The organism is Paraburkholderia sp. GV068 (genome assembly GCF_003058125.1).
In the GTDB taxonomy this organism is placed as follows: Bacteria; Pseudomonadota; Gammaproteobacteria; order Burkholderiales; family Burkholderiaceae; genus Paraburkholderia; species Paraburkholderia graminis.
Genome location: NZ_QBUB01000006.1, coordinates 341,998 through 361,473 on the forward strand (window position 1 = coordinate 341,998; position 19,476 = coordinate 361,473).

General features: G+C 58.4%; 16 protein-coding genes and 1 pseudogene. 8 read left to right on the forward strand and 9 right to left on the reverse strand.

Annotation, left to right across the window (positions count from 1 at the left end; translation table 11 throughout):
* Positions 1 to 856: 856 nt before the first annotated feature.
* Entirely contained in the window at positions 857 to 1,057 is a 201-nt protein-coding gene (locus C8K18_RS15645; protein WP_107708095.1) for a hypothetical protein, read from the reverse strand.
* A pseudogene (locus tag C8K18_RS15650) lies at positions 1,054 to 2,230 on the reverse strand (IS91 family transposase). The gene C8K18_RS15645 and the pseudogene C8K18_RS15650 overlap by 4 nt, the downstream one beginning before the upstream one ends.
* Positions 2,231 to 2,505: 275 nt before the next feature.
* Here C8K18_RS15650 and C8K18_RS15655 point away from each other — a divergent pair.
* On the forward strand, positions 2,506 to 2,910 hold the full coding sequence (locus C8K18_RS15655; protein WP_107708097.1) for a type II CAAX prenyl endopeptidase Rce1 family protein: 405 nt from the start codon (positions 2,506 to 2,508) through the stop codon (positions 2,908 to 2,910).
* 256 nt (positions 2,911 to 3,166) lie between these two features.
* Here the strand turns inward: C8K18_RS15655 and C8K18_RS15660 are convergent, their stop codons facing one another.
* Positions 3,167 to 3,604, reverse strand: a complete 438-nt coding sequence (locus tag C8K18_RS15660) for a nuclear transport factor 2 family protein (RefSeq protein WP_107708098.1) — start codon at positions 3,602 to 3,604, stop codon at positions 3,167 to 3,169.
* Positions 3,605 to 4,813: 1,209 nt separating this feature from the next.
* On the opposite strand from C8K18_RS15660, the gene C8K18_RS15670 reads away from it, so the two are divergent.
* Positions 4,814 to 5,116, forward strand: a complete 303-nt coding sequence (locus tag C8K18_RS15670) for a hypothetical protein (protein ID WP_107708102.1) — start codon at positions 4,814 to 4,816, stop codon at positions 5,114 to 5,116.
* Positions 5,117 to 5,169: 53 nt separating this feature from the next.
* Positions 5,170 to 5,418, forward strand: a complete 249-nt coding sequence (locus C8K18_RS33705) for a hypothetical protein (RefSeq protein ID WP_258196134.1) — start codon at positions 5,170 to 5,172, stop codon at positions 5,416 to 5,418.
* Between the two features lie 70 nt (positions 5,419 to 5,488).
* Here the strand turns inward: C8K18_RS33705 and C8K18_RS15680 are convergent, their stop codons facing one another.
* Complete coding sequence (locus C8K18_RS15680; protein ID WP_107708104.1) at positions 5,489 to 6,280, reverse strand: H-NS histone family protein; 792 nt, start codon at positions 6,278 to 6,280, stop codon at positions 5,489 to 5,491.
* A gap of 268 nt (positions 6,281 to 6,548) precedes the next feature.
* Between C8K18_RS15680 and C8K18_RS15685 the strand changes: the two genes are divergently transcribed.
* Positions 6,549 to 7,892, forward strand: a complete 1,344-nt coding sequence (locus C8K18_RS15685; RefSeq protein WP_107708106.1) for an alkaline phosphatase family protein — start codon at positions 6,549 to 6,551, stop codon at positions 7,890 to 7,892.
* Between the two features lie 299 nt (positions 7,893 to 8,191).
* Here C8K18_RS15685 and C8K18_RS15690 read toward each other — a convergent pair whose 3' ends face one another.
* Complete coding sequence (locus C8K18_RS15690; protein ID WP_107708108.1) at positions 8,192 to 10,069, reverse strand: potassium transporter Kup; 1,878 nt, start codon at positions 10,067 to 10,069, stop codon at positions 8,192 to 8,194.
* Positions 10,070 to 10,648: 579 nt separating this feature from the next.
* Between C8K18_RS15690 and C8K18_RS15695 the strand changes: the two genes are divergently transcribed.
* Positions 10,649 to 11,377, forward strand: a complete 729-nt coding sequence (locus C8K18_RS15695; protein WP_107708110.1) for a haloacid dehalogenase type II — start codon at positions 10,649 to 10,651, stop codon at positions 11,375 to 11,377.
* A 253-nt stretch (positions 11,378 to 11,630) separates the two neighbouring features.
* Positions 11,631 to 11,819, forward strand: coding sequence for a hypothetical protein (locus C8K18_RS33710; protein WP_107708111.1), 189 nt, complete (start codon positions 11,631 to 11,633; stop codon positions 11,817 to 11,819).
* A gap of 272 nt (positions 11,820 to 12,091) precedes the next feature.
* Here C8K18_RS33710 and C8K18_RS15705 read toward each other — a convergent pair whose 3' ends face one another.
* Both C8K18_RS15705 and C8K18_RS15710 read right to left on the reverse strand, forming a co-directional pair.
* A complete protein-coding gene (locus C8K18_RS15705; protein WP_006046868.1) occupies positions 12,092 to 12,409 on the reverse strand; it encodes a hypothetical protein in 318 nt (105 codons plus the stop codon).
* 68 nt (positions 12,410 to 12,477) lie between these two features.
* A complete protein-coding gene (locus C8K18_RS15710; protein WP_107708113.1) occupies positions 12,478 to 12,945 on the reverse strand; it encodes a PRC-barrel domain-containing protein in 468 nt (155 codons plus the stop codon).
* 240 nt (positions 12,946 to 13,185) lie between these two features.
* Here C8K18_RS15710 and C8K18_RS15715 point away from each other — a divergent pair, with 240 nt between their 5' ends.
* Positions 13,186 to 13,623: a PleD family two-component system response regulator gene (locus C8K18_RS15715; RefSeq protein WP_165919880.1), complete on the forward strand. Its 438-nt coding sequence runs from the start codon at positions 13,186 to 13,188 to the stop codon at positions 13,621 to 13,623.
* Positions 13,624 to 14,154: 531 nt separating this feature from the next.
* On the opposite strand, the gene C8K18_RS15720 is transcribed toward C8K18_RS15715, so the two are convergent.
* Positions 14,155 to 16,062 carry a GGDEF domain-containing protein gene (locus tag C8K18_RS15720; protein WP_107708115.1) on the reverse strand — a complete coding sequence of 636 codons (1,908 nt, stop codon included), beginning with the start codon at positions 16,060 to 16,062 and terminating at the stop codon, positions 14,155 to 14,157.
* A 1,757-nt stretch (positions 16,063 to 17,819) separates the two neighbouring features.
* Between C8K18_RS15720 and C8K18_RS15730 the strand changes: the two genes are divergently transcribed.
* On the forward strand, positions 17,820 to 18,077 hold the full coding sequence (locus C8K18_RS15730; protein ID WP_107708119.1) for a hypothetical protein: 258 nt from the start codon (positions 17,820 to 17,822) through the stop codon (positions 18,075 to 18,077).
* Positions 18,078 to 18,401: 324 nt separating this feature from the next.
* On the opposite strand, the gene C8K18_RS15735 is transcribed toward C8K18_RS15730, so the two are convergent.
* Complete coding sequence (locus tag C8K18_RS15735; RefSeq protein WP_107708121.1) at positions 18,402 to 18,746, reverse strand: response regulator; 345 nt, start codon at positions 18,744 to 18,746, stop codon at positions 18,402 to 18,404.
* Positions 18,747 to 19,476 lie beyond the last annotated feature (730 nt).

The window sequence follows — 19,476 nt, forward strand, 5'->3', positions numbered from 1 at the left end:
TCCGTCGGGCGCAGGCGAAGCGTCCGGACAGTTTCCGGGCACGCAACCGGAACGCGTCGCGTTGCTCCGTCATAGCGCATTTTTAACGCGTGCTGTTCGCGCCAGGTGCAACTACCTCCACGCGCGGGATACGCACGAGGCACACCTATCTTTACGCACCTCTGTACACACGAAGTACGCAACTTTCTCGCACGCGGTTTAACCTGAAACGGAAGAGCATTACGCAGGAGGTCACGCATTTTTCCGCACCTGGGAGCGCACGGCGTTTGCCCTTTCACGGCGACCCATTACGCAGTTCCCCGCACGGCGTGACGCAGCGATCTTTACAGGGCCTGAGCCGTCATTTGCGCGAAAGCCGCGACCTCCGCGCAAAACGTTTACTCTTGGCGACAAAAAACGCAATGGAAACGAGTGATTGCAGGATAGGCTTGCGCCGGTTTTGGGCGCCATGCGACGTACTTGTACGATGCGAAACCGACAGACGGATCCAGTGCCGGCGAGAAACGCGAACTGACGAGTGGACCGGAGGTCTCGCGCAAGACGAGTTCCTATGCCACCTCGATACAATAATGAAGCCATCAAGATAAGAAGAGTTATCTTGATGGCGCGGGGAAAAGGACCGGCCGCGCTGATTTAGTGTCCGTCAACAAATATCAGGGCTGGCGAATGGCTGCTCCGGAAAGCATCACGGGCTCTTGTCGTTAAGCGTTGTTCGATGCCTGCCCTTGTCCGCAGCCCATGAGTGCACGGCGACGCATGCGGGCAGGCGTTGGACAAGGCTCGAGGGAGGAAACCGCGGAGTGAACCGACGCGGCCGGAACCTTGATCGGCTATGGGGAATAAAGCGGGCTCACCGTCAGCCTTGCCACCGGATGCTGAAGCGAACCTGGGTCGGGATGGTGTCGAAGGCGGTTTCGAAGGTGTCGACCGGGATGATGTGACGATGCCGCGAGCGGCGCAAGGGGCTGCCTGGAGCGGCAGACGTGAGTGTCTCCTGTTGGCGCTCGTTGCCGAAGAGCCGACGGTCCGAATGAAGATCCTGGTCATTTGCGCTCATACGCTGCCTCGGAATGTCGGGGGCGCGCGAATCGGATGGGTGCGCGGGAGGATCTCGATGATGATCATCGGGGCGCCGCAGTGTCTGCAGACAAAGGTCGGCGCTCTGGTATCCGCACAGGTGTCATCGCTGGCGTCAGTGACTGCTGGGGCGTGCAGCAACGCACGTATGCTCGCGAGGTTCTGCCGTCGCACCGGATTGGCAAGCAGCCCATAGTGACGGATGCGATGAAACCCGCCTGGCAGCACGTGCAGCAGGAATCGACGCATGAACTCACCGGCCTCGAGCGTCATGGTCTTGTAGCGGGTGCGCCCCCTGGCGCGGTAATCCTTCCAGTGGAAGGTCACGCCCTGCTCATCGAGCGCGATAAGTCGCCGGTTGGAGATGGCCACGCGATGCGTATAGCGCGACAGATACGCGAGTACGGCCCCGGGTCCGGCGAACGGGCGCTTCGCATACACCACCCCATTCACACGCGCGCAACGGCGCGAGCCACCGGGCGAAGGTAGCCTGATCGGCAAGCGCGGCATACTCGCCGAAGAAGCGTAGCTGACCGCGACCGTGCATTGCCGCGAGTTCTTCCAGGAAACGGCGCCGGAACAGGCGCGAGAGCACGCGCACCGGCAGGAAAAAGCCGGGCCGGCATGCGACCCACCGCTCGCCGTCAGGCGACAGGCCACCACCTGGGACGATGCCGTGCACGTGCGGATGGTGCGTCAGTGCCGAGCCCCACGTATGCAGCACCAGCGTCGCGCCGATCTGCGCGCCCAGATGCTTTGGATCGGCGGCAATGGTGCGCAGGGTTTCGGCGGCAACATGGAACAGCAGGCTCTAGAGCACCGCCTTGTTGTACCAGGCGATCGCGCTGATCGCGGCGGGCAGCGTAAAGACGACGTGGTAGTACTCGACCGGTAGCAGATCGGCCTGACGTGCCTCGAGCCACCGGTGCGCGGCGCTCGCCTGACACTTCGGGCAATGGCGGTTACGGCACGAGTTGTAGGCGACTTCGATCTGTTCGCAGCCGGAACAGCGCAACACATGTCCACCCAGTGCCGCGCTGCGGCACTGTTCAATGGCCGACATCACCTTCAGCTGTCCCAGGCTGAGCTGTGTGGTCTGTCGCCACGCGGCTCCGGGACCCGACGGCGTCGATGCGCTGCGTGAAAGGGCCACGGATGTCGCGGATGCGTACCGCTTGCTCGAACAATGGCGGCCAAAGTGCATTGTCGGCGTCGATGTTGATTATTCAGTTATTGCCCCGCATGCCTCAGCGGCTCTTCCATGGCTTGTCGACACGTGAGCGAAACTCTTTAAAGACGTGCTGTGAAAACAGCGCTATTGAACTCAATGTGTGGCAGCATCGTCCCGCGAACTGCTTTCTCGCACGACGACGTTGACGTCGGACGTCATTAGACTCAACGCGCCAGCACACCTTACGAGAATGCAAAATGGATACGATTTCGCGCATGGGAGGCAAGCTTCAGAAACTAAAGGCAGTGCTTCTTGAACTGCCGACGCCACTCCTGATTGGTTTGGGGCTGCTCCTCCTGTTCGTCGCAACGCTGCCCTCGGTCGTTTCCGTCTTGCTCTATCCTGACTCACAGATAGGCGGTCCCGATTGGAACAAGAAGCAGATTTGGCGCGTGATTTTATGGGGCTGCCTGCTCGGGCCATTACTGGAAACGGCCGTCCACCAGTGGGCCTGCCTGAGAGTCTTGGAGAAGTTTGGTGTTAAGGCCATGCTTGCAATCGCTCTATCTTCCTTTGGATTCGGCGTGGCTCACTACTACAGCGCGCATACATGCTCACGGCGTTCTTCAGCGGCGTCGTTCTCGCGACGGTGTTTGTCATAGAGAGGAAGAGGCGCGGCTATCCGTTCCTCGCCACCCTAGCGGTACATGCGCTTAAGAACTGGATTGCTTCCTCATACCTGCTCTTGATGTAAAAGACAGGCCGCCGTAACCTTGAACGAATTCTTGAAGCGCAGCCGCGCATAAGTCGATGGTTCGGATACGAGGATAGCCCGCTAGCGTGCCCTCGCTCGTCGTTGACATGCCCGCACCGGCGATCCCACTAGCCGTGGGGAGGCTATGGCGGAAAGCTTGCCTTTCAGGTTCTCCCGTGTGGAAGCCAAGATGCAGAGCTAGCTAGCGGCAGCACGTCCAACGCCATGGGCACGGACGAATCCAGAAAGTCGGACCAGCGCGTCCGCAGGCCGTCCTGGACATCGAAGATATGCACCCATTGAGATTTGAAGAATTCGCCTGTCGACTCCGTTGCCGACGCAACGAAGCCGATTACGACAATCTGCTCACCCATGTCGATGAAGTCATCGGGCTGAAAGCTGGTGATTCTTTCCAGGGAGAAAAGGTCACCAAAATACTTCTGCACGTCTACCGGCGTACGGCATACGATGCCGTGCGGGCGACTTGCCGGCCCAACTATTCTCCATTCGATGCCCGCTGGAATGAGCGCGACGAGCGGGCAAGCATCGCCCCGAGCAAGTGCCTCGTAAGCGTCAGTGACGACCCTCATCGCGATTCGCATATTGGTCTCCCTAAAGGCGATTGCTAAAGCAGTGAAGGTCCGCTGACAGGATACGCCGCGCTGCTCGATACCTATGCGTCGAATGATAGGGCGTGTTGCGCCACGATTCACGCTGCAGCGCAGTTGCCTCCTCGCAGCGCGTCGACGGTCACGCCTATGCGCCACGATGACGGACATCAAGGGGCAGTCACCGGAGCCCCCATGTTCAGTGCCGGGACGCGGCAAACCGACTGCTATCGGTCTGGCGCCGGGCGTCGCAATGGATTTGCATGGACGGCCTGACTTCATCATCGAATCGCTCATGTCGTTTCCTTGACCTTACGCCGTTCCGTCCTACACTGGTCTTCATCCGTCAAAAAAAACGAATGTTTAATGAGAGCGGACTCTGGATGGGACATGCACGCGCGGTCTGAACTGCTGATTTTTCTCGTGATATCGCATCTTTTTACGAAGCACATCACCGGTCGCTGCATGACTGTCGCGCATACGGTCGAGTCAGCCCAAAGCTGGGCGAGAAAGAATTCGCGCGACGGAGACCTGCTTAGTCGTGTGAGGCTTGCATGCTGGGCACAAAACGTCGCCGAGTGCATCAGCTCTGAGACCGGCGTTGCGCTGAGTGCCAATTTCTTCGCGTCGATGTTTGATAGCAGACTTCGTCTTGACTTCGCGGCTCCGACGACGAGGAGCATCTATCGTACGTGCCAACGCCACCTGCTCTCGATATCAACAATGAACTAGCCGGAGCAATTGTCGGTCGCCGGTCGATTTATAAGGCGTTGGCAATTTCTGCTGTGAACGGTCTTCGATTTGAATCGAGGCTGTGCGCGACACCTCAGCCTTGAGTACGTCAGGTGTGCCATCGTTGCTATCGGTGCTGGAATTCTTCGCGCCTCCGCGCTGATTGCCAGCAGTCGAAGGAACCGTTGGTCAAGTGCCAGTGGAGCATTAAAGCGTTAAGCGTCTTACGTTCATTCGAGCCTTGCTCCTGCCGCTTTGCCCAGCTCTGTGCATTGTGCCGCCTCGGCCTATCGCGCGCCTCCAAAAGAGCGGCAGTGGTGGACGCGAACGCAGCTCATCTCGCCCATGCGCCCTCGCCAGTAATTCGTTGTTACTACTCTCGCACCGCCGTTTCACATGTGTCCGCCGCCCGCTCCTAAACTCCGAACCGTAGTGACTGACATAGCACTCGAATGTGCGAGGAGTGGGAAAATGAACAAGAAGATTCTCGGCGCAGCATTGGGCCTTGCAGTGCTTGCAGCCTCAAGCGCAGCATCAGCACACGTCGACGTAGCTATCGGGCTGGGTGTTCCCGGAGCCGTGTATGTGCCGGGGGAACCGGTGTATGCACCGCCTCCTGTCGCGTACGGCCCCGCACCCGTGGCAGTCGCTTATGGCGATGACTGGCGAGCTCGCGAATGGCGGGAACGCCGTGAGTGGCGCGAGCGAGAGTGGCGCCGTCACGAGTGGCGTGAACACGAGTGGCGCGAGCGTCATGGATGGCGCGGCTATTGAAGCGACGCAATAAGGCGCCACATTCCGTCAATCGAAACTCTGAGCGTATTCGAATGAACTCTAGCTTGATAAGAACCAGCTTGATTGCAACGACGCTTGCCTTCGCAATGGCAGGCACGGCGAACGCTGCAGGATGCCTGAAAGGTGCTGTCGTCGGCGGGGTCGCCGGACACTACGCTGGCCACCATGCTGTGGTCGGTGCGGTCGGGGGCTGCATGGTCGGTAGGCACCTCGCGAAGCAGCACGCTCAAGAGCAGGCTCAACAGCAAGCCGCACACGGTCAGGCAGCACAGGCGCAATAAAACGGCGCCGGCTCGATATCCCCGGTGGAATCAGGAAACCGCTGGTCCACCGGGAAACTGACAACTACGACTAGGTCGTCAACTCGGCGCCAGAGTCGACTGCGGACACCGGAGCGGCCGCGGTTACGCTCTTCTGCGGTGTCGCTTTCGCCAAAGGTTTTTTGGCCGAGGCTTTGTTCGCCGACACCTTCGCGCTCGCGGACTTCTTGGCAACAGTTTTCTTCGCCGTCGGGGCTTTCTTGGCAGCAGCCTTTTGCACCGGCTTTTTGCCCGCCGCGGCCGCACCCTCAATCAAAAATTTGCTGCGGTCCTTGACGTTAGCAATCCAAGCCGGCGGCCGTGCACGTCCGCTCCAGGTCGCGCCAGTCTTGGGGTCACGATAGAGCGCCGGCTGCGGCCCGCGCACATAGTTCCCGACGACTTTTGTTCGGCTTGCACTCTTCGAGGCCGCCTTCTTGACGGCAGCCTTTGCTTTGCCCGCACTCTCCTTGTTCGCAGCTACCGTCGCTTGCGCACTACCGGCAATCAGAAATTTACTACGGTCCCTGACTTTAGCAATCCACGCCGGCGGCCGAGCATGACCACTCCACGTCTCTCCGGTCTTCGGATTGATGTACTTGGGGGGCAACTTGCCCTTAGTCTTGCTGGTTGCTTGCGCCGCGCTATTCGCAGCCTTGGCGCCCGGCTTAGGTCCACGCTTCTTGCCGCCACTGCGCGCGTCAATGTCAGCAGTCGTTAGACCGTGTTCTGCCATCAAGCTCTTAATCTTCTCGATAACAGCACTCGACTTTTTCGCGAGCAGCGCGTCGGCTTGCGCCTGAAGCTTGTGGATTTTTGCTTGCAAGGATTCTAAGGTCGCCATTCGCGCCTCCGCAGTTGAGATGGGGAACTATGCCATGTTGACGAGGTGGTCGGCTAGCATGGTAAATCACGCCGTGTTACGCGGCGGTCACTCGCGTAGCGTGTGTATTGTCATTGCCTTTTCGGGAACCCAGCATATAAATAAACCAGTTCCTTGCGCCTAACAGTAGCTGGCACGAAGTCGAACTGACAGCGGTGGCCCGAGTGCCTTCTGTGTTGGCTTGCCGCCAACATGAAAGAGCACGGCCGACAGAATTCTGAGGTGACCTATGGCAGCGATACAGCACGTTTTTGTTCTGATGCTTGAGAATCGTTCGTACGACAGCGTGTTTGGATGGTCAAACCTGACTGGGGTCACACCGGGAGGTGAAACCACAATCGCCCACGGACTGCCGGCGACGCCCATAGTCAATTTCGGACGGTCAGGGACGGCTTATCAGCTTGGAAAGGGTGCGCCCTACGCGCTCGGCTTTGACCCGGGGCACGAATTTACCGACGCCTGTGTCCAGCTGTGCGGGCTACAGGTTGCCAGCGGAGACACCGTGCGTAACGACTCCCTCGTTTTGGGTCCGAACGGCTATCCACCTTTTGCGACGGACGCTTCGACGATGGGCTTTGCCACGACGTATGAGGACCATTTCGACGTAGTAGCCGACGCTTTCAACGCCTTCACACCGGACCAGCTCCCGGTACTGAACTTCCTGGCCCGCCAGTACGGTGTGTGCGATAACTGGTTCGCATCGATGCCGGGAGCAACGTGGCCGAATCGTTTCTTTGCCGTGGCGGGCACCTCGTCCGGGCTCGACCATTCTCCTAGTGACGCGCAAGTTGTGGAAGCGGTGTTCTTCAACGCGCCACTTTTCACGTTTCCGAATGGGACCGTTTTCTCAAAGCTTCAGGACTCCGACTGGCTTATCGTGCAAGGCGACGTTGCACAGGCCCGTGGTATTCACGGCATGCAAAATCTGCTCAGTCGTTTCGTTCGAATCGATACGCTGCTTGCCCGGCTTGCTGATAGTTCATTAACCGAGAAATTTATCTTTATCGAGCCAACGTACGATGCGAAGAATGACTTCAGGAACGGCAATTCGATGCATCCGGCCGGCGACGTTCGAAAAGGGGAAGCGTTAGTCAAGCAAGTGTACGATGCCATCAGTGGCAGCAAACTATGGTCGAGCAGTGTCCTGCTCATCGTCTTCGATGAGCATGGCGGCTTCTTTGACCATGTGACACCTCCGAATGCGCAGCCGCCGGGCTCGCCGGAAAATGGCCGCCTGAAAACCCATAACTTTGCGTTTGACAGGCTAGGCGTACGCGTACCGGCCATCGTCGTCTCTCCATTCGTTCCTGCTGGCACCATTGACCATTCGGTGTACGACCACAGCTCAATTCTGAAAACAACCGATACGCTGCTTGGGCTCAACGGAGCCCTCAACTTGACGGCGCGCGTGCGCGCAGCGGACAGCTTCTCGAAGATGTTGAGCCTTTCTACCCCTCGCTCCGATATCCCGCAATGCCCGTCGCCCGTCGCTGCAAGCGGTGACTCGCGGCCCACGAGCGAAGGCGCTCCGCGGTCGAAGGACCCTTTTCTGCCACTCTATGCGCATCGCTAGAACCGGCGGCTCACACTAGGACATCCGCCCCCCGACAAGCGACTATCGTAGTGAACTCAGGCGACCGCCTCCTTCTGGCGACTCCGAGTGGCAACTTCAACCGCAGACTGGCGTGAAAGACGCGCATGCCGCGACAGCGGAACGGCCCCGACGTGCCAACCGTCGTCGCTGCCCTCGGAGTCGCGCGTCTCGGCTGGTTAGCGCGTTCCGAGCGCTGTACAGCCAACTATCGCCACTTTTCCCAACGTGATGTTGCCAAGGACGGAGCCGAAACTCTTCGCTCGAGTCGGCATTACCCTTCAAATCTCTACCTGCGCTCCCAGTTCGATGACCCGATTGGGCGGAATCTTGAAGTAATCAGCCGCGTCGCGAGCGTTGCGAGACATCGCGGAATACAAGGCCTCCCGCCATAGCGCCATGCCGGATTTCGGCGTGGCGAGGACTGTCTGGCGGGCGATAAAGAAGGAGGTTTGCATCGGGTCAATCGAGAGTCCAGCATGCCGACCTGCTTGCAAAGCGCGTGGTATGTCGCGCTCATCCGAGAACCCATAGTAGACGTTGACTTGATAGCAGTGGTGTCCAAGCGGGACCACCTTGATGCGTTCCCTATCCGGAACTCTGGGGATGTCGGTGGCGTACACAGTCAAGAATATCGTTCGTTCATGTAGCACCTGGTTATGCAGTAGGTTATGCAATAGCGCATGGGGTACGCCGTCACCTTCCGCACGGAAGAAGATGGCCGTACCAGGCACGCGCAGTGGTGGATTGATGAAGAGCGACTGGAGGAACTCGTCGAGAGGGATGAGTTGGCGTTGCAGGCTTTGGAATACCAGTTCGCGCCCCCTACGCCACGTCAGCATGAGCATGACCATCAGCGCACTGATTGTTAGCGTAAACCAGCCGCCGCTAATGATTTTCAAACTCGTGGAAGAGAACAAAGCGACGTCAATCGTCAAGAAGAATCCGGTCGCTGCGACCGACAGCAACAGCGGAAATTTCCAGCCGAAACGAACAACGAAGAATGTCAGCAGCGTCGTCGTCAACATCGTGGCGGTCGCAGCAATGCCATAGGCCGAAGCCAGATTGGAAGACGAGCCGAATCCCACAACGGCCAATATGACAGCCGTGAGCTGGAGCCAATTGACGAGTGGGATGTAGATTTGCCCCTTGTGACTTTCAGAGGTCTGGCGGATGCGCATACGGGGCAGGAAGCCCAGCGCAATAGCTTGCTGAGTCACTGAAAATGCACCAGAGATTGTCGCCTGCGATGCGATAACGGTCGCCATCGTCGAGAGCACGACCAGCGGATAGACGCTCCAAGGGCCAAGTTGCAGAAAGAAAGGATTCGAAACCGCTGCCGGATTCGACAACAGCAAGGCGCCTTGCCCGAGGTAGTTGAGTGCCAGCGCGGGAGCGACGATAGAAAACCAGGCTAAGCGAACTGTTTTCTTGCCAAAATGGCCCATATCAGCATACAGCGCTTCGGCACCGGTGAGCGCCAGGACAACCGCACCGAGGGCGACGAAGGCCAACCACCCGTTGTGGATGAGAAAGCCGAGGGCGTGGAGCGGATTGAAGGCAATCAAAATGACCGGGTTCTTAGCGATATTTGTAACGCCCATCGCAGCAAGCGTAATGAACCAGACCAGCACAATCGGGCCGAACCATTTTCCGATACCGGCTGTGCCCCTGCGCTGCAACAAGTACAGTGCGACCAGAACGGCCAATGTCACAGGGATAACATATGGCTTAAGAGCAGGCGCGGCCACTTCCAACCCTTCAATGGCCGACAAGACTGAAATGGCCGGCGTAATCACACCGTCGCCGAAAAACAGCCCTGCGCCGACCATGCCAAGCAGCATCACCGGGTAGTACCAACGGGACTTCTGAGTGACCGACGATAGCGCTAACGCGGTCATCGCCATAATGCCGCCTTCCCCTCGGTTGTCCGCCCGCAAAACAAGAGTTACGTACTTGAGCGAAATCACGATTATGAGGCCCCACAAAATCAGCGAGACCACCCCCAGCACATTGACGGGGACAGGCGAAAGACCGTGATGTTTCGCGAATACCTCCTTCATTGTGTAAAGCGGACTGGTTCCAATGTCGCCGTACACAATTCCAATGGCAGCCAGCGTCAGCGCAGCAATGCTACTTTTCTTGGAGTCTGTAGTCACGACGCCGCCTCATTGTTGAGCCTCCAAGCATCTAACGGCGGAGCGAACTGCTGCTCCAGCCCACTACAACATCTGCAACCGTTGCATCGCATCCGACCTCCACTTACGTTCCAGCAGTTCCCCGCGACGGCGCTTCCCGACTTTTGATAGTGATTATAGGCGGGGGCCATTCTTGCCCGCTCCGAATCCGTAGCCGCGAAGTTCGCGCAAGTCTATGCATTCAGGTTGGCAGGACGCTGCATGGAAGTATGCGCACTCTAAAGCGAGACGTTGGCTTGCTGATACTCATAGCGGTGATGGAGGTCTTCCCGGGAGCCGTTTATGCATTCGGGTATGTCGCCGGCCCGCGGGTCTGGTCTCAATGTTTCGAGTGGGAGCTGGCGCGGTCTCGAAACCGGGTGGCGGTCATATCGGCCCGAACGCGCACGTCGTGGCGGTAAATGCCGAGACGCACAACTTCTGCTTTCCACTCAAAAACTTTGGCGGGCACCTGTCCTATCGCCTTGTAGACGCTGCCTTGGTTCTTACAGCGCTGGGCGAGTAGACTTGTCCGAGTGCGCCGAGGGAGACGTTCAGGAAATGACCAAGGATTCCGCAATCAAAGCTCTTCTATTCGATGTCTTTGGCACCGTCGTTGATTGGCGAGGCGGTGTTGCGCGACACGTGGGCCCGTTTCTCAGCCGTCGCAACATGGCCGTCGACGCCACCGAGTTCGCAGATGCATGGCGACGCGAATACTCGCCCGCTATGGAAGAAATTACAAGTGGACGACGGTCGTTTGTCCGCCTTGACGTTCTTCACAAAGAGAATCTGGTCAAGGTCTTGCGCAGCTTCGGCATTGACATCGACTCGGTCACCGCCGACGAACTTGACGAGCTGAACCTTGCCTGGCATCGGCTAGACCCTTGGCCCGATTCTGTGGAAGGGCTATTGAGGCTCAAGCGTAAATTCATTATTGCGCCGCTTTCAAATGGAAATATTAGACTGATGGTGGACATGGCGAAGCGTGCCGCGCTTCCTTGGGACGCCATTCTGGGCGCGGAAGTAGTCAGAGCGTACAAACCATCGCCGCAAGTCTATGCTGACACAACCGATATTCTCGGATTTAGCCCCGCCGAGGTTTGCATGGTCGCGGCGCATAACGGCGATTTGGCGGCAGCGCGTCAATGCGGCCTGAAGACCGCGTTTGTCCTTAGGCCAGTCGAACATGGCCCCGGCCAACAGAGCGACTTACGCGCTGAACAGTCATGGGATTATGAGGCGGCAGACCTAAACGACCTTGCGACACAACTAGGTTGCCCGACTTAACGGTTCCCCAACGTTGAGCCTCTGCCCAGGTTTTAAGCAACCAAGCATCGAACAGGACCAAGCTTGCGATGAAAGGCTCGTCGGGTCGCTCGATGCTGTGCTCAACTAGCAAACGCATCCAGGATTTCCTGCTCCTCCGAGTCCCTGCGGAAGCTTCGCGCTGACCGCTCATAGATGATTTCTTTCCGAGCTATATTGCGAATGACGCTCATCGCTTACCGAATACGACGCCGCGGGCAATCCCAGGCGCTGGCTGCGACTGGAATCGGAGACCGATGGACGAGCCGTCGTGCTGGTGGAAGTCGATGAATGCAAGCCCGGCATGCACCGGGAAATTCGCTATGAGATAACGCCTTCAAAGCTGATTGCTGTAATTCGTGCGCACGGTGTGGTGATGCCAGCAAAGCCGCATGCTGACACGGCCGTAGCGGACCCGGGCTGAGCACCGCCAAGACGCCCCTTTCCCGTCGACGAGGCCGGTTGCGGCCTTAGACTGTCGTGTTCTTCGTGCCTTGGATGGCCGTCCTCAAAGCCCTCGGGCATGCTTGCCGCACGATAAACGGCCGACGCACTGCAAAAACTACGTCGCAGGCTCGCCCAGACATAGCTTTTCGGGCGGCCCACCATTCCAAGGGGACGGCTGCCTGCGCAATGCGCCGTTACAGCGAACAACGCGGGTCGGCGACGCTTTCCGCAGAAGCAATCTGAAGCCACTCACTGTGCACTGGAGGCTGCGGTATCGGATGCGCCTTTGGCCTGCGAGTCCTTTTGCGGCTTTCGGGTGGGTGGCATCGTCGCATGCGAACCTTTTGACATCGACGTGGCACCGGCAGTACCTCCCGAATTCGGCGCATTCATACCTGCGCCGCCCTGGCCAGCACCGTTCGCGCCACCAACGCCAGCCCCGCCAGCACCCACGCTCGTACCACCGCCACCACCACTGCCACCACCGCCGGCGCCCTGAGCGAACGCGGCACTGACAGACGCCAGCGCCAGAGCTGAGCAAAGTACTGCTGCTTTCATCGTCTTCATGATTGCATCCTCGATAACTCGGACGCCGGCTTCCGCGCACGCAGAGCCGGCGTCCATGAGAACCGTGTTCAGATGTCGCTCGGCGGCAAGTCTTCTACGCCGCGGGTCGACGACCAGTACGGTTCGCGGTTGTAATACTGATGAACCGTGGTGCCCCAAGTGGTATCCGCCATTGACGGCCAGTGGTCCTTGTCAAAGCCCGGGTCGTCCTTGATGCGTTGAGCATCAATGCTGACGCGAAAACACTTTGCATCGGTATCCAGCGTGAGCGCGTTCCACGGTATTGCATGCAGGTTCGTGCCCATGCCGAGGAAGCCGCCTTCGGACAGCACTGCGTATGCAATCCTGCCGCTGCGTACGTCAAGCATGATGTCGGAAATTTTGCCCACGTCCTCGCCGTCCGACGAAATCACCTGCGTATCGTCGAGCGTCGCGGCGGCCATCACCTCCGGCCCTGGGCCCTCTCCCGTGCCGCTGCCTACAATGTCCGCGCCGCTGGTTCCCGATGCGGTGCCTTGCGGGTTCAGTGTGCCCATGATGTCCTCCTTGTGTAATCGTGCAGACGTTCATGCGCAACGCATATGCCCGCAGCGCGGGACATGGCGCCTGCCATTCGTCGGTATTTTTATAAGACGAATTAGCGAGCATCGTGCGGCGAGTGTCTTTGGCGCGCCAGCATCTGGGGACCGGCTTGAACAGCGAGCGAGCCGCGAACCCCCGTAGGTACGCGGCTTGCGAAAAACACATGTGTGCTGCTCTTTCGACCATTTCGCATCATGTCCACCGTGCTGCTCGTCGACGATGACTTTGAAAACCGATGGGCGCTGCAACTGGCATTGGAAAGTCGTGGACATCAGGTCGTGCTAGCGGAGAACGGACACGACGCACTGACCAAAGCCGTTGCACACTTTCCAGAACTGGTAGTCACCGATTTACAGATGCCGGAGATGGACGGCAGGGAGCTATGCCGACGTCTGAAATGCATGCCTTCGTTTGCCGAAATACCGGTAATCCTGCTGTCGGCCATGCCCGAGCCCGTCGATGAGATTCGCTGCTGGACCGCTTTTCTGCGAAAGCCTGCGTCAATCGAGGTGTTACTGCACACCGTCGATAGGTTCGTCGCTGCACGCCTGACATACGCGCGGGCGGCATACCCCTCGGAGCACCATATCGCGGCGCGCTGGCAAGCCATCGATTCCCGGTGCTGGCCTTAGGCCAACGATGGTGGAACACGAAGGCATCGTTGTCAGGACAGCGACTGACGGCAACTGAGCGCGCTCAGTGCCGCGAATCGCAGGGCCAATTCCCACCACCTACGCCGCCAAAGACGTTCGAGCGCTGCTGGCGACCGCCCTTCAGTTGGCCGGCTGCATGGCTTTTCGGCGTCACGGCCGGTTGCAATGTCTTCTCGAGACGTCGGGCGATATCCACTGGGCGGACAGCATCACCTGCTGCATCACGTCGGCGCCGCCTCCGCTTATTTTGAGCCAGAGCAGCGTTGACTCGACGACATGCGAGACCGAGGGCCATTCGCCGTCATCTGCCGGGCAAGCAGACGCGCTGCGACCAGACACCCATGCAGTTCCGGTAAGTCAATGGAAGCATCGGGTGTCCCGGGTCATGTCCAAAGCGAGGAGGACGCTCAACTTGCGGGCCTCAAACGTGCCCACGCTCGGGTCTTGCGGGCAGCGGTAACTACAGTGGCAGACTAATGAGCGCCGCTTGCAGAAAAACGTTCCGGGGCTTCACGCGGCGAGATGACCTTGCCAATGGAACACCCGGTTCCTGCCAAGGCGCTTGGCTTCATACAGTGCCACGTCAGCTGCGCGAAGCAGGTCAGCTGTATCAATCGTTTCGAGGTCGGTCGTGTGCACAATGCCGATGCTGACCGTGACTTTGCCGAACGGGCTGGAATCGTGACTGATAGAAAGCGCCTGGATTCCGCCGCGAATTCGCTCCGCCGTTCGGGTCGCTACGGCAAGCGAGCACTCCTTGAGAAGGACGACGAACTCTTCGCCGCCGTAACGAGCCGGGAGGTCAACCTTTCTAATCCCGGTTTGTATGTGCTTCGCCACCGTCCGCAAACATTCATCGCCTCGCTGATGGCCAAAACGGTCGTTGAACTGCTTGAAATAGTCCACGTCGATAAACAGGACCGCCATCATCAGGTCATCGCCATTCTCTGGTGTAGCCATCAGCCTCCGCGCGAATTCGACGTCGAAGTAGCGCCTGTTCCAGAGTCCTGTCAAACTGTCGATGTAGGCCAAATCTTCGAGTCTCCGTTGCTCCGCGTCGCGTTGCTGCTGCGCAAGAATATGCTCGTTAATGTCTCTGAGTGTGAACAACAGGGATGGCTTGTTGTCTCCCGGTCCCACTGGCATGGCAGCTATGAAGCTTCGCACCCAGACAAGAGAGCCGTCTTTGCGGCGAATACGATACTGAACTGACTCGTTCGATTGCGCCGAGGCCGCTTGCCTCATTGCGAGTTGAACACGTGCTACATCGTCTCGGTGCAATAGCCCGGATATGTGTGCTCCGACGAGATGCGATGCAGAGAAGCCGAGAACCGACGTCACCCGGGGTGATACGTATTGAAAGACGCCGTCGGGGTCGAGCTGCAGGATGACTTCTTCAGTGTGTTCAGCCAAGGTGCGAAATTGGCGTTGTCCGTCCGTGAGCAGGACAAGAAGGCGATGTCGCTGAACCTCCAATGCCGTAATGGGTAGCACGATTGACAATGCGGCTAGCGTGAAGACCTGAAGGGCCAGCATCCGCTCCTCCATCGTATGAAATCCAATCAACCACAGCGGACCCGTGCCTCGCACCGTGAACGGCACCGCAATGCTGATGCAGATAAGTATCCCCAGGAGGACCGTGGAAAGCTCTGCGTGAAATGCTAACAGGGCGAGAGGAGGCAGAACCCAGTAAAGCAGAGAGTGAGTGTTCTGTCCAAATATCAGTGCGGTAACGCAGCCAACCAACAATAATAGAGCTACAGACTTCGCCCGGCTACCGGGCTGCAGAAAACTGCGCCACTCTCCCGATATCATGTTGATGGTTACCGGCGTGAATATCAGAATACCTAGCGAATCAGATATGACCCAGTTGGAGAAAGAAGAGAAGGGGTGTGTTGTAAAGACCCCCTCAAGCAGAAGTACAGCAGCAAGCCCTGAAATAAGTGGTGCAAAAATCCCTGCGATGATGACGAAGCGGAAAAGGATTCTAGGGACTATCAGTTCATTGGCCGAATGAACCTGGGGCAAGAGCAAGGCCGCCGCACATACCTCAATTAACCCGCAAGCGGTAAACGATAGGGACACGTAGAGACTTTCTCCTCCCAGCAGATTTGCCGCAAGATTGCCCACGAACCCACCAATAAGGACGGATGCTTTGCGGTGTCGAGGAACTGTCAGCAGGTGCCCGAGCAGGTAGCCGGCGGCTATCCACACCGCAACGATTTCACCCGCCATTGTCTTCAACTGACCACTAACAACTACGAGACAGAAAGATGCGATGGCAGCGATGGTAACCACGCGCATCTGGTTACGTGTGTCAATCGGCACTGCGGTTAGCGTTGGAGCCCCGTCGTCATCCATCTTCCACCCTTGCCTGATTTGTTCGCATTGCGAGAAGGTCTGCTGATGCTGCTGCATTCAGCCCCTTTGCCAATCGCATCTCCGGTAGCCATGCGCAAACTGAAGGCAAGCTGGAGGACCCCGCGCTTGTTTACCGCCAGTTCTAGTGCCCTCGCTTTTGGCCATTTTCGTATGTTGAAAAGCGCAACGGCACAACTGACCAAAGGGACAAGACGAAAGTGCGCTCAGCGTATGCACAGTCGGTGCCAACTTCCTGTCCGTGTCACGTCTTTTGCAACAAATTCTCCGGCCCGTAAAGCGGGCCGCGTGGGCGCGTCCACAGACGCATTGCAATGCAGTCTCAAATGGAGACCCGACCGATGCCGGCTGGGACGGCTCTTCGGGACGAATGGAATATGCCTCGAAACATTTCATCCCCGATACGAGACGCGTCAAAAAATCATGCGACGTTCGCCATCGCTTCGTCAGACACCGCCATATCGCGAATGGAACCCTTCTCATTGTTGAGCGCTCGCTCGCAGTCGGGAAACGTTGCACTTATGAAAAGCGAAATCGTCGATTAGCGCTCCTCCATCTTCGGTCGGCTTACCTGAAAGGACGCCAAGCTCTTGTTGGCCTGATGCATTCATGAAACGCCGACGGTGTTGTTTAAAGCGAGAAGAGTGCTGTTCCAGCGTGCAAGAAGAGACGACGTCTATGCGGATGGCGGCGACTGCGTTCTGCTACTCCTCGCGCTCCCCTTCATACTGTGCCAAGGGGAACGGGTCGGGCTCCATGCAGGCCGGCGCAATGAACGCGCGCGTCACATATCCGGCTAGCGTCGGTCAACGCCTCTTCTTACCGCCTGCCCGTCGGTAATTGGTCGTTATCCCCAGCGCCTTGTTCCGACGGATGATGAATACGCTGAGTATGATTGCGATAACAATCAGCACTGTTAGCACTCCGGTCAGCCGGATTCCGCGGCTAGACGCGTTCATGCGGTTTCCGGAAGAGGTGACCCCTGGCGACGGGGCATTACTCGCGGCAGCTTGCGGCAGCGTGGCGCCGGCCTCGCTGCCTTGAAGCGCCTGGGAGGCCCCAGACGGCGGCGATGCTGCAGATGCAGGAAGACTGTCGCCGTCTGACATAACAGCGTCTGCACCAGATGCAGCTGCAACAGGAGCCGGTTGTGATAAGGAGGCCATGTCCGCAGCGGGCGCAGCCGCAGTGTTCGATTCAACGGCTTTGGTTTGGATTTTCCCTCGTCCGAACACTGTGTCAATGCAAAGGATGTCGGCGCAGGCGCTCCTGCGTTGTCTCCATTGGGTGAGTCGCGCGGCTAGCTTCCCGCCGCGGAGCAGCGCCTGCGGCTCAGCGACGATATCGTGGCGCTCGTCGCTGCGAATGGCGTGGTCACAGACGACGCGCCCGACTGACGGGCGGGTTGCCGCGCATTCAATGTCTCGCGCCCATACTAGTGTCGAAACGAAGGCTGCCATGTACACCAGCAGGTCCAGACACTGCCTCGAACGCATCAGACCTCCTTTATTCCGTGACCGCCCTTGGGCATCTGTCGAAGCCCATCATGGCACATTGGTATCCAAAGGTTTCAGCCCGAAACCATTACGCGGCAAGAAGCGCGTTTGAGAAGTCTCCGGCATACAAGCCTTCGAGTGCCCGAGCCTTTGCTTCCAAGGTGTCGTTGTGGGAAGCCGCGCCACTCGGCGCCCCGTAACGCAGGCTTCCCATCGCTCTCATGTTGTCGCGCGAGCTGGCGCCGTTTTGGGAACAGCCGTTGCGCATATGTTGGAACACACATCAACAGGAGCGTCAAAATGGCTACACAACCTACCGAGCAGCGCGCGCCCGACGACAAATCCGAGAAGGACGTCGATGCAGCAGTCGAAGACACGTTTCCCGCGAGCGACCCGCCGTCGACAGGTGGAGCGACCAAAATCGGAGCAGACGAGAACGCTGGAGCGCAGACGGACAGCGACGTGCCGGGAACCGAACCGGACGAAGACGTTCCCGACGAGGAGACACCTCCGGAGCCGTCTCCCGGCGACGAGCCGCTGGGCGAAAAGGCACCGTGAACGGTAAATTCAGGTGTACAACCAAAAAGGAGGCCCGCAAGATTTGCGGCGGGCCCATTCGGGCTGGCAACAAGGGCATGCGATGGGTGTGTCGCGCCCATCCAGTGTCTCGTTGCCCGTGCCGGCGATGCGGATACGTCGTTCGGTATGAACGACCCGTTCGAGCGGCGTTAGCGGTTCCACGCGCCCTGTTAGCCACTTGGTCATCTTGGGACGGGTAGCTGTAGGGTGCGCGCCAATGTCCAGCCCTCCCCGGCCTTTTGGGGCGCGTTTCACTTTAAGCCGTCGACCCCACCGCTGTACTGGAGCCGAACTCTGGGACTATCAAGTCAGTTGTGAAACCAGCATTAGCAACTGCTCAACGGCCACTGGCTTCTGGACGTAAGCATCGAAATGGGGCGCGTGCCGGTCCGTTGGCTGCGGGTTGTCGGACAGCAGGATGGCGGGAAGCCCTTTGCCCGGGCTCGCGTGTCGTATCAGCTTGCTTAGAGCGAGTTTGTCGAGCATCTTGCAGTCCGTGACGACCACGTCCGGGGGTCTTCCCGATACCAACTCCAAGGCTTCCAAGCCATCGAGCGCTGTCATGGTGTGATGACCTTTCGACTCCAGACAAACGCGCAGTTCCTCAATCAAATGAGGCTCTTTTCCGACCAGCAATATTCTGCTCATGGACTTCCTCGCTTGGCTACTTACAAGCGCACGGGACGTGGCTACTCGTGCGCGTTGCGGAGAGCCGCTACTGGCAGCCGGCAGGCTCCGTTGCCGCCAGGTGCTCGCCGCCGACAACGTAGATGTAATCGTCTCCGACATTAGCATGCCGGCGAGGAGGGCTATCCGTCCATTTCCGCCCTTAGAGCGTGAAGTTGCCGAACGCCGACAATAGCTGTAATAGCATTTGCTTGAGACGAAGACCGTGAACGTCCAATCGACGCCGGGTTCAGCTCACACGTCAGCAAACCTATAGAGCCATCAACCGCTCTGCATTGCCGCGATGCGTTGAGCCGGGCCAAGGTGGCTCCCTTCTTTCCCTGCGCACGGGGCGTCCTTCGAGCATCCGCAGGATGCGGCTGCTCGCCCTAAAAAGAGTCCCATCCATTGAATGGCTTTAATGTCTAAGAGACTATTCGATGATACGAATGAGTAAAGACATATCTAGCGAATGAGGTTTTAGCCTTTTCCGGTGGCCGTTTTAGGTTGGCACGTCTGTCTTTGCGGGCGGATTGTTAGATGCCCTGCTGGTCGCGCCGCGAAATCGTTTAGCGGAAACCTCCGGGGAGTGGTTTGTTGCCGCTGTATATTGCTCTTGTCATCGGCACCTGTAAATTGATACACCGTCGGCACTGAGGAATTGATACACCTCGACGAAGGGATAATGGCCGCTTTGAGCGGCGATGATCTC

Bases quoted from the DNA above. Each gene is read 5' to 3' on its own strand.
- C8K18_RS15660 (WP_107708098.1), bottom strand. From the start codon at position 3,604: ATGCGAATCGCGATGAGGGTCGTCACTGACGCTTACGAGGCACTTGCT.
- C8K18_RS15645 (WP_107708095.1), bottom strand. From the start codon at position 1,057: ATGAGCGCAAATGACCAGGATCTTCATTCGGACCGTCGGCTCTTCGGC.
- C8K18_RS15735 (WP_107708121.1), bottom strand. From the start codon at position 18,746: ATGAGCAGAATATTGCTGGTCGGAAAAGAGCCTCATTTGATTGAGGAA.
- C8K18_RS15655 (WP_107708097.1), top strand. From the start codon at position 2,506: ATGGATACGATTTCGCGCATGGGAGGCAAGCTTCAGAAACTAAAGGCA.
- C8K18_RS33705 (WP_258196134.1), top strand. From the start codon at position 5,170: ATGAACTCTAGCTTGATAAGAACCAGCTTGATTGCAACGACGCTTGCC.
- C8K18_RS15680 (WP_107708104.1), bottom strand. From the start codon at position 6,280: ATGGCGACCTTAGAATCCTTGCAAGCAAAAATCCACAAGCTTCAGGCG.
- C8K18_RS15670 (WP_107708102.1), top strand. From the start codon at position 4,814: ATGAACAAGAAGATTCTCGGCGCAGCATTGGGCCTTGCAGTGCTTGCA.
- C8K18_RS15705 (WP_006046868.1), bottom strand. From the start codon at position 12,409: ATGAAGACGATGAAAGCAGCAGTACTTTGCTCAGCTCTGGCGCTGGCG.
- C8K18_RS15720 (WP_107708115.1), bottom strand. From the start codon at position 16,062: ATGCAGCAGCATCAGCAGACCTTCTCGCAATGCGAACAAATCAGGCAA.
- C8K18_RS15715 (WP_165919880.1), top strand. From the start codon at position 13,186: ATGTCCACCGTGCTGCTCGTCGACGATGACTTTGAAAACCGATGGGCG.
- C8K18_RS15730 (WP_107708119.1), top strand. From the start codon at position 17,820: ATGGCTACACAACCTACCGAGCAGCGCGCGCCCGACGACAAATCCGAG.
- C8K18_RS15710 (WP_107708113.1), bottom strand. From the start codon at position 12,945: ATGGGCACACTGAACCCGCAAGGCACCGCATCGGGAACCAGCGGCGCG.
- C8K18_RS15695 (WP_107708110.1), top strand. From the start codon at position 10,649: ATGACCAAGGATTCCGCAATCAAAGCTCTTCTATTCGATGTCTTTGGC.
- C8K18_RS15685 (WP_107708106.1), top strand. From the start codon at position 6,549: ATGGCAGCGATACAGCACGTTTTTGTTCTGATGCTTGAGAATCGTTCG.